Annotated in this window: 8 protein-coding genes; 4 read left to right on the top strand and 4 right to left on the bottom strand. The window is 71.8% G+C overall.

The window, feature by feature from the left end:
* A partial coding sequence (locus tag MHO01S_RS15820) for a hypothetical protein (RefSeq protein ID WP_218016055.1) occupies positions 1–910 on the top strand: 910 nt, incomplete at its 5' end.
* Positions 911–1,093: 183 nt separating this feature from the next.
* Here the strand turns inward: MHO01S_RS15820 and MHO01S_RS15815 are convergent.
* Positions 1,094–3,007, bottom strand: a complete 1,914-nt coding sequence (locus MHO01S_RS15815) for a multicopper oxidase domain-containing protein (RefSeq protein WP_060960784.1) — start codon at positions 3,005–3,007, stop codon at positions 1,094–1,096.
* A 425-nt stretch (positions 3,008–3,432) separates the two neighbouring features.
* Between MHO01S_RS15815 and MHO01S_RS15810 the strand changes: the two genes are divergently transcribed.
* From MHO01S_RS15810 to lnt, 3 genes are all read left to right on the top strand, one after another.
* Entirely contained in the window at positions 3,433–3,879 is a 447-nt protein-coding gene (locus tag MHO01S_RS15810) for a hypothetical protein (protein ID WP_036286063.1), read from the top strand.
* A gap of 64 nt (positions 3,880–3,943) precedes the next feature.
* Positions 3,944–5,167 carry a flavin-containing monooxygenase gene (locus MHO01S_RS15805; RefSeq protein WP_307132466.1) on the top strand — a complete coding sequence of 408 codons (1,224 nt, stop codon included), beginning with the start codon at positions 3,944–3,946 and terminating at the stop codon, positions 5,165–5,167.
* The gene (gene lnt, locus MHO01S_RS15800) at positions 5,164–6,771 is read left to right on the top strand and encodes an apolipoprotein N-acyltransferase (RefSeq protein ID WP_157553825.1); all 1,608 of its coding nucleotides are present in this window, start codon (positions 5,164–5,166) and stop codon (positions 6,769–6,771) included. Before MHO01S_RS15805 ends, lnt begins: the two co-directional genes overlap by 4 nt.
* A gap of 28 nt (positions 6,772–6,799) precedes the next feature.
* Here lnt and MHO01S_RS15795 read toward each other — a convergent pair whose 3' ends face one another.
* The 3 genes from MHO01S_RS15795 to MHO01S_RS15785 all read right to left on the bottom strand — a co-directional run.
* A complete protein-coding gene (locus MHO01S_RS15795) occupies positions 6,800–7,180 on the bottom strand; it encodes a hypothetical protein (RefSeq protein ID WP_174524695.1) in 381 nt (126 codons plus the stop codon).
* A 400-nt stretch (positions 7,181–7,580) separates the two neighbouring features.
* Positions 7,581–7,859 (bottom strand): YHS domain-containing protein, encoded by a 279-nt coding sequence (locus MHO01S_RS15790; protein WP_005049577.1) that lies wholly within the window; start codon positions 7,857–7,859, stop codon positions 7,581–7,583.
* Positions 7,860–7,884: 25 nt separating this feature from the next.
* Positions 7,885–10,034, bottom strand: a 2,150-nt coding sequence (locus MHO01S_RS15785) for a heavy metal translocating P-type ATPase (RefSeq protein ID WP_061782587.1), incomplete at its 5' end; no start/stop codon positions are given.

Genomic DNA, 10,034 nt, shown 5'->3' with positions numbered 1-10,034 from the left:
GCTCGGCGCGGCATGGGTGATCACCACCCTGGTCCCCGGCCGCACCCGCCTTGTCCTCGTCGTCGCCGTGTACCTGGTGTTCCGGGTGGTGCTGTGGGTGCTGCTCACCACCTCTGGGTGGCTCGCCCCCGACCTGCCGGTCGCGGTGGCCGGGCTCTTCCTGCTGGCCCTGCCCGTCCCCCGGTGGCGGTGGCCGGTGGCCGCCCTCGCCGTGACCACCCTGCAACTGCTGGCCTCCGGGACCGGGATCAGCAGCGTCCCACCCACCCCCGTCGCCTGGTCCGCCGTCGGCACCACCACGGTGATCATCGTCAGCATGATCGCCCTCACCGTGCGGCCGGGGACTCGCCTCCGATCCGGCGGCGCGGCCGCGGCCCTCACCCTTCTGCTGGTCGCCCTCGCCCCGCCCCCACCCGCGCAGGCGCACGACCCCGGCCAGGGCACCGCCTACGGCACCGCACAGATGACCGTCACCGGCGACGGCACCGGGCAGCTGACCGTCACCATCACCGGCATCCGCCTCACCGACGACACCGACCTCACCCCGTCCCGTCTGGTCGCCCGCCGCACCGGAGAGGACCTCACCGCGCCGCTGCGCGCACAACCCGGCACCCCGCCTCCCGGTACCTTCACCGGGGAACTGGCACTGCCGTCACCGGGGCTGTGGTTCGTGTACGCCCAGTTCGCCACCGGCGAACGCACCCTCGAGGTGTGGGTGCCCGTCGATCAGCAACTCACCGGCCCGCAGAGCCAGCAGCGCAACCTCTACCAGCCCGTCACCGCCCTCACCCCGTCACCGGGGCAGATCATCCTCGGCGCCGTGCTCCTCGCCGTCTCGACGGCACTCACGGTCGCCGCGGCCGTCACCGTCGCCCGCCGCCGACGCGTCCTCCCTCCCGCGACCACCTGACCACGGCGAGGTCACCGCGCCCCGTTGCGGGCGGGCGGGCGATCTCGGCCTCCGGCAACCGAAACGGTCGGGCACGATGAGCTGGGCACCCCTGGCATCCGCCTGCTGTGCTGCCGGAGGGCGCGGACGTGACTCGACGCGGCAACGGCGACCACAACGGCGGCGGTTCTTCGGTTCGTGGGGTTATTCGGTGACGTTGATGATCATGGTCAGGCCGCCAGCGCCGTCGGTTTCGACGTTGTTGTTGGTGGTGTGGTGGTTGATGTGGCAGTGGATGAGCCACTGGCCGGGCTCGAGCGCGTTCCAGAGCACGTCGTAGCGTTGTCCCGGCCCGACGTTGATCGTGTCGGCCTGGAACTGCTGCGCCGTGGTGAGGGCCGCCCCGTCGCGGGCGACGACGGTGAACGGGCCGCCGTGGATGTGCATCGGGTGGATGTCGTTGGTGTTCGAGCCGATGAACCGCACCCGGAGGGTCTCCCCCACCTTCATGTCGATGGTCTCGGTGGCCGGGTACGCCTTCCCGTTGATGGTGAAGTAGTTCGGCATGCCCCCTTCCATCGGCATCGCCGGATAGGTCAGCCCCTCCCGGGACAGCCACTCCTGCAGCTGGATCGTGTACTCGCGATCGGCAGGCGGCTGCAGGCCAGGGTCGGCGGGGTCGATGATCAGCGCCCCGTACAGGCCGAGGGCCTGCTGCCGGTCGGCGTGATCGTGGGAGTGGTAGAAGAACGTGCCCCACTGCTTCACCGTGTACTCGTACCGGTAGGTGTCGCCGGGTTGGATGGGATCCTGGGTGATCCCGGCGGGCCCGTCCATCTCGTTGGGCACGTCCAGGCCGTGCCAGTGCACGGTCGTGGACTCGTCGAGCTCGTTGGTCACGTCGATGCGGATCCGGTCGCCCTGGGTGACCTGCAGCCGAGGCCCCGGGATCTGCCCGTTGTACGCGTACGCGTCGACGGTGACGCCGGGGAGGATCTCCCAGCGGATCTGCGACACGGTCAGCTCGAACACCCTCACCCCGTCCTCGACGCGGGCAGGTTCCAGCACCTCATCACCGCGGGTGTCCACGTCGTACGCGGCGGTCGCGGCCCGCGGGTCGACGGCGGCCATGTCCCGCATCGCCTCGGCGGGGGTGTCACGGGTCATGATCATCCCGGGCGGCATGATCAGCCCACCGACGTCGTGCGCGCTGAGAGTCATGTTGACGGCGTTCGCGGGGGCGACCATCCCGACCACGAGCGCGATCGCGGAGAACGCGCCGACCACGGTCAGCTGCGGCACGGTCACCGCTCCGGCGCCAGAAGGCTGGTGCGCCTCATGCCCCGACCCCGGCGACGACGCACCGCCCGCCGCCTGGTCGTGGCCGGCGTGCGCCTCCGGCCGCGGGCTGTGCTGCGCGTGCGCGTCATGCTCCTGGGGGTGGGTGGCGGGCTGGGGGCGGACGGTCATCAGACCGTGCTTGAGGCCCTTCTTCACCATCCACACGTTCACGGGGTAAGCGAGCACGAACCCGACCGCGATCCCGAAACTCATCACCGCCCAGAACAGCAACTCGGTGGGCAGCATGGCCCGCATGTCGCGGCCCATCATCAGCAGCGACATCACCGGCGCCATGCCCGCCATCATCAAGTTCATGCTGATGAACTCGGGCAGGAACGAGCGGCGCACGTTCTGCCAGTAGCTGCCGCCCATCATGTTCTTCATGAACAGGGCCTGGAACACGAACAACCCGAACGCGAACCCGGCGGCGTACTCGATGATCAGATCCAGCCACATCGGCAGGCCCAGCGACGCGACGACGACGGCGGCGACGATGATGCCGGTGGCATCGCCCGCGACGCAGTGGATGGTCGAGCCGATGCCCTGCTTCCACAGCGGCCGGGTGAACTCCTCATGCTCTCCCGGCCGTGGCTCCTTGTCCGCGAGCACATACAGCAGCGCCCCGATCGGCCCCAGGTAGAGGGTGACCAGGATGAAGCCCCACTTCATCACCGCCGGCTCCGGGTTGTGACGGAACTGGTCCACCCCGACCCAGATCGTGCTGATCGCGACCAGCACGAACCAGGCGACCAGGAAATAGTCGATCGGTTGAATCAACCTCGCCCGCCTCTCCCTCGCACACGACTCCCCCACACCTTATACCCCCTATAGGTATTCTTTCAATCGGCGCCCGCCTCGGGTGCCGACGGGTGCACGTGCCCGGTGGGGCGAACCTGACGCAGCCGAGACGATCGCGGCGGAGTTCAGCGACCCGTGCCGTCCTCAACGGCGCCGCCGAAGAAGTCCGCACCGGCAGACTCGACCCCGACGGCGTCACGGCGATCCTGCTGCCCGCCTTGACCGACACCACGGCACCCCGAGGGCACTGATCCTTCCGCTCAGGAGACCGACGTCGTTCGCCGATAATCGAGAACGACGTGCCGGTGGACGCGATGTGGCTGCTCTGTCGGCGAAGGCGTGGAAGGCCTGCGGCCGGGCGAGATCCGGGAGACGCAAAGGTCGGATTGGTACAGTGAGGGACTATGCCCCGCGACCCCCGATCCCGGCCCGACCGGGTCATCGCGGCGGGGTGGTGGTCGGGGCGGCTGCTGACCATCCTGGGCCTGGCACTTGTGCTCATCATCGGCGGCTGGACCACCTCCCACACCACGGCTGACGCGCACGCCGACACCAGTGCGGGCTCCCCCGTCGCGACCGGCTCTACCCCAGACTCGGGGGCACCGGTGGAGGGCCGGACGGCGTCGTCCTCTGCGGGGGTGTCCGTCGATGCGTCCGGGGCGTGGGGGTGCCTGATCGGGGTGGTGTGCACGCTGCTGGTACTGGCGGCCGTGACGGCTTCCCGGCTCCAGGGCCGGCTGCGGATACTGCGGGTATCCCGTCCGGTGCGCGCGCCGCTGCTGGTGCCGGTGCCCGTGTCGCGGCGTCCGGCCGCGCCCTCACTGCTGCTGTTGTCGATTTCCCGAACCTGAGATCCGGCATGCCGCCCACCCATGGGCGGCGTCTTCCCGCCCGCCCGTGTGCGGGCGCTGTGTGATGCCGATTTCTAGGTTTGGAGAATGTCTTGATGACCCGTATCACGGCGGCCCCCTTCGCCGATCCGGTGCCGACGGCTGCGGCCGGTCACCGCCGCCCACCCGGCCCCGCTCGGCCCCGTCCGGCCCCGTCCCGCCGCGGCGCTGGCGCGATCATCCTCCGTCCATTCCCGCCCCGGCCCTCTTCTGCGGGGAGGGGGTGGTGATGCGGTCGGGGTTGACGCATCGGCGGGCGATCATCGTCGGGGCCGGGCAGGCCGGGCTCGCGGTGGCCGCCGCGCTAATCGGGTTGGGGTTCCGGCCGCAGCAGGAGTTCGTGGTCGTCGACGCCGCCACGGACCGGCAACGCAGTTGGGCGTCCCGGTGGCATTCGATGCGGCTGCTATCCGACGCCCGCCACAGCACGCTGCCAGTCCGGCCTCTACCGGTGGACCCGCACGAGCACCCGCGGGCGGATGAGATCGCGAACTACCTGGACCAGGTGCAGCACACCCTGGGGGTGGACCCGTTCTGGGGGTTGCGTGTGGTCGGGGTGGAACGCGTCGGTCACGGGTCGGTGCTGCAGCTGCAGACCGCAGAGGGCGACGTGCAGACCCGCAACGTGGTGTGCGCGACCGGCGCCGCCACCCACCCCCGCATCCCTGCGTGGGCGCAGCAGCTGCGGGTGCCCGGGGTGGTGCTGCACAGCGCCCACTACCAATTCCCCCGGCAGGTGCCCACCGGGCGGGTGCTGATCGTCGGCGGCGGAAACAGCGGCGTGCAGCTGGCGCGAGAGCTATCCACCTCCCACGAGGTCACCCTCGCGGTCCGCACCCGACGGCCGCACCGACCCGCCCGTACCTTCCCCGTCCACGCCCGGGCAGGCTCGTCCTGGCTGGGTCGCCCACCCGCCGTGCAGCCGGTGTTCGGCGACAGCTACCATGCGCTGCGTCACGCGGGTGTGGCGGTCGCCCCGGCGGTGACCGGCGCGGACGGCGGGCAGGTCACGTTCGCCGATGGCAGCACCCTCGCCCCGGACTCGGTAATCCTCGCCACCGGGTACGACCCCGGCGAGGACTGGCTCCCCGCCGAGGCGACCGCAGCCCGGTCCCGCCCGGCGATGACCGGGCTGCCGGGCTTGTTCGTCGCCGGGATCCCCGCCCACAGCCGCCCCGGAGCGGACACCCTCGCCGGGGTGTCCCGGGACGCCGCCGTAATCGCCCGCACCATCGCGGACCGGCCATGACCGCCACCCCGACGACCCTCCAGGACCCGCACGGACGCCCCCAACCCACCCCGCCGAACCGCCGTGCCCGGGCGGTGATGCCGTTGGCGGTGGCGTTGCCGGTCGCGGCAGCCGCGGCGGTGCTGATGGATCTCGCCTACCCGGAGGTGGGGTTCTGGCCGGCCGCGTTCGCCGCGACCGGGCTGCTGCTTCTCGCCCTGATCGGCCGGAGCGTGTGGGGGGCGGTGGCGGTCGGGGCGGTGTTCGGGTTGCTGTTCTTCGGGCTGCTGGTGTCCTGGACGACCCGGTATCTCGGGCCGGTGCCGTGGGCGGCACTGACCATGGTGGAAGGGACCCTGACCGCGGTCGGGATCATCCCGCTGGCACTCGCGTACCGGTGGGTGCCGCGCGCCGTCCCCGGCCCGGTCGGACGCCTGCTGCTGCTGCCGGGCCTGGTGGCCGCGTTGTGGACGGGCCGGGAGGTGCTGCTGGGCGCCTGGCCGTACGGGGGGCTGCCGTGGGCGCGGCTCGGGATCACCCAAGCCGACAGCCCCCTCGTTCAGACGGTGTCCTGGGTCGGGGTGAGCGGGCTCACCTTCCTGATGGTTTTCACCGTCGCCGCCGCGATCGAAGCCATCCGGACCGGCCGGTGGCGTCGCCCGTTCCCCGCCGCCGTACCCGCCGTCACCACCCTGATGCTGGTCCTGGTCCCGGCGTTTCCCACCACACCGGCCGGGACGATGCGGGTCGGGGCGGTGCAAGGCAACGGCCCGTCCGGGTACTTCGACCAGCGCACCGTGGGGGCGATCGCCCGGGCGCAGGGGGACGCGACCGGCCCGGTGCTCGACGCGGATGTGGATCTGGTGGTGTGGCCGGAAGGGCTGGATGCTGACCCGTTCCAGACCCCGTGGCTGGCCGAGTATCTCACCGGCATCAGCACCCGGGCAGGTGCCCCGCTGCTGGCGAACGCGGCCACCACGGCGGGCGGCAACATCTACAACACGTCGTTCCTGTGGGACCCGGCCACCACCGGTGCCACGCCGCAGCGGGAGCAGGTGCAGACGCACGCGAAACGCCACCCGGTGCCGTTCGGCGAGTACGTGCCCGACCGGGCGTTCTACACCCTGCTCGCCCCCGACCTGGTCGGGCTGCTGCAACGCGACTACGCGCACGGCACGGACGTGCCGCTGGTCACCGTCGGCGGTGTGCCGGTGGGGTTGGCGATCTGCTTCGACGTGATCTACGACGAGGTCATCGCCGAGAGCATCACCGCCGGTGCGGAGCTGCTGGTGTTCCAGACCAACAACGCCGACTTCCGCGGCACGGACGAGAACCTGCAGCAGCTCGCGGTCGCCCGGATCCGCGCGGTAGAGACCGGCCGTACCGTGGTGAACGTCTCCACCGTCGGCACCAGCCAGATCATCCGCCCCGACGGCAGCACCCTCACCGGTCTGCCCGCCGGACAGGCCGGGGCGCTGATCGCCGACACCGACCTGCGCACCGGCATCACCCCCGCCGTCCTCATCGGGCAAGGCGTCTCCGCTGTCACCTTGTGGGGTGGGCTGGGTGGTCTCGCCCTCACCGGCGCGATCGCCTGGCGGCGGCGCACCCCTGCTGTGGCCTGACTAGGCATGCCCGCCAGACAACCCGGGGTTATCCTGCGGGTGGGAGGACGAGGCGGCGGATCTCCGCAGCGATCAGATCTGGTTCTGTGGCGGGGATGTAGTGGCCGGAGCGGGCAGCGACCACGTGCCGGCCCTGCCGGGACTGTGCGGCCCGATACCGCCCGGCGGCGGTCGCGGCATCCCGGACCCGTCGCGGCATCCCGTCCGCGAGACTGCCGGAGATGACGGTGACCGGGACATCGGGCAGCGCCGGCGGGTCGCCCTGCCAGGCGTGCAGCTCGGTGAGGAAGGTGCGCGCTTGCCGACCCTGGGTGACCACCACCGCGGGCCGGAACGCCTCCCGGTGAAGATCGGCCCGCACATCCTCGGGCATCCCCTCCCCGAGGAACCGGAAGAACCGCTCCAGCAACCGTCCGTCCCGTTTCCAGCAGTTCGGCGACCAGCCGGGCGGCATCGGTCGGGGCGCAGCACCCGAACCGGGTGAACGCGGCTTCCAGCACGGCCGGGTCCCGCATCGCCGGGTTGGGGTGCGGGCGGCCTTCCTTGACCTCGCCGACGATCATGTCCGCTCCGCCCCCGGCACCCAGGGCCGGGTCCAGCGGTGCGTCGACGGTCCCGGACGCTCCCGGTGCGCGGTGCAGCCGTACGGCGAGGATGTCCAGGTCGGTGATGGTGCGGGGACCGCCGGGACCGGTGGCGTCCAGCACGGGGTATTCGGCGACGGTGAAGTAGCCGTTGACCCGCAGGTACGCCTGCACCAGCCCGACCGCCGTGTCCACCCTCTATCTCCGACCGGGTTATCTGGCCGGTCAGGCGGCGTGCGCGTAGCGGGCCGGGTCGGCGTCGAACAGCGGCCCGCACTCGGCGCAGCAGAACCAGTACCGGCTGCCCTGGTAGTCGCGGAACAGGCCGCGCTGCTCGGCCCAGGCCGGGTCGACCTGGTTGCCGGGCATCACCGGACAGGTCACCAGGTTCGTCGCCCCCGCCGGCGGCTCGTGATGGTGATGCTCGTGCGCACCATGCTCGTGTCCTCCATGGTCGTGCCCGTGCGTGTGGTCGTGCCCGGAGTGGTCGTGGTCGTGGGACATGGTGTGTCTCCTTCTCGAGCGATGGTTAGGCCTGGACGGGCGCGGGCTCTCGGGTGGCGGGGGCGCCGGCACGGGTCGGGGTGGGCAGGGGGCGGAAGCGGCGCAGGCGGAGGCTGTTGGTGACGACGAACACGCTGCTGAACGCCATTGCCGCGGCGGCGAGGATGGGGTTGAGCAGGGCGAGCATCGCGACCGGGATCGCGGCGACGTTGTACGCGAACGCCCAGAACAGGTTCCCCTTGATCGTGCCCAGGGTGCGGCGGGCCAGCCGGATCGCGTCCGGGACCAGCATCAGGTCGCCGGAGACGATGGTCAGGTCCGCGGCGGTGATGGCCGCGTCGGTGCCGGTGCCCATCGCGATCCCGAGGTCGGCGGCGGCGAGGGCTGCGGCGTCGTTGACGCCGTCGCCGACCATCGCGACCACCCGGCCCGCGGCCTGCAGGTCGCGGATGGTGTCGAGCTTGCCCTGCGGGGTGACCCCGGCGCGGACGTCCTCGATCCCGGCCTGGTTGGCGATCGCGCGGGCGGCGCCGGGGTTGTCGCCGGTGAGCAGGATCGGGGTCAACCCGAGCTCCCGGAGCCGTGCGACCGCCTCACGGCTGGTGGGTTTGATGGTGTCGGCGACGCTGATCGCCCCGCGCACCTGCCCGTCCCACGCCACCACCGTCACCGTCGCCCCCGCCGCCTCGTCCGCCGCGATGGTCGCGGCGAGCTCGGCGGGGATGGGGAGCGCCCATTGGGTGGTGATCCAGGAGGCGCGGCCGGCGGCGACCAGGCGGCCGTCGACGATGCCCTGCACGCCTTGACCGGCCTCGGCGGCGAATGACTCCACGGCATCCGTCGGGCCGTCGGCTGCGGCGGTGATGGCGCGGCCGATGGGGTGCTCGGAGCCGTGCTCGAGCGCCGCGGCGAACCGGATCAGCTCCGCCTCATCGGTGCCGGGAGCGGGGTGGATGCCGGTGACGGTCATGGTGCCGGCGGTGATGGTGCCGGTCTTGTCGAGCACGACGGTGTCGATGCGGCGGGTCTGCTCGAGCACCTGGGGTCCGCGGATGAGGATGCCCAGCTGGGCGCCGCGGCCGGTGCCGACCAGCAGAGCGGTCGGCGTCGCCAGCCCCAGCGCGCACGGGCAGGCGATGATCAGGGTGGTCACCGCGGCGGTGAAGGCGACCTCCAAGGGCGCCCCCGCGATCAGCCACCCGGCGAACGCGGCCAGGGCGAGGACGATGACGATGGGGACGAAGACGGCCGACACCCGGTCGGCGAGGCGCTGCACCTGGGCCTTGCCGGTCTGCGCCTCCTCGACCAGCCGCGCCATCCGGGCCAGCTCGGTGTCGGCGCCGACGCGGGTGATCTGCACGAGCAGGCGCCCGCCGGTGTTCACAGTCGCGCCGACCACGCGGGAGCCGGGGGCGACTTCGACCGGCACGGACTCGCCGGTCAGCATCGACTCGTCCACCGCGGACATTCCCTCGGTGACGAGGCCGTCGGCGGGGATCTTCTCACCCGGCCGCACCACCACGACATCACCCGGAACGAGCTGTGCGACGGGGACGCGCTGCTCAGTGCCTTCGCGGAGGATCACTGCGTCCTTGGCGCCGAGCTCCAGCAGGGCGCGCAGGGCCTCGCCGGACTGCCGCTTGGCACGAACCTCGAGGTAGCGGCCGAGGAGGATGAACACGGTCACCAGCGCGGCGACCTCCAGGTACACCTCGTGGCCACCGGCCTGCGGGGTGCCGACGAAGGTGACGCTCATCCGCATTCCCGGCATCCCCGCACCGCCGAAGAACAGCGCGTACAGCGACCAGCCGAACGCGGCCAGCACCCCGACGCTGATCAGAGTGTCCATCGTCGCCGCCCCGTGCCGGGCATTGATCGCCGCGGCGCGGTGGAACGGCCACGCCCCCCACACCACCACCGGCGCGGCCAGGGTGAGCGTGAGCCACTGCCAGTAGGTGAACTGCAGGGCGGGGATCATCGACAGCACCGCGACCGGCACCGCCAGCACCGCCGAGACGATCAGCCGCTGCCGCAGCGACGCCAGCTCATCGTCCCGCGGGATGGTCTGCTCAGCCGTGTCGGGCACAGGCGGGGCTGGGAGGCTCGCTCCGTACCCCGCCTGCTCGACCGCCGCGATCAGCTCCTCCACCGGCACCGGGGCCTCCGAGTGCACGC

Source organism: Microbacterium hominis NBRC 15708 (assembly GCF_001592125.1).
GTDB lineage: Bacteria > Actinomycetota > Actinomycetes > Actinomycetales > Microbacteriaceae > Microbacterium > Microbacterium hominis.
The sequence above is the reverse complement of the archived record's forward strand: the minus strand, read 5'-3'. Positions and strand labels throughout refer to the sequence as shown.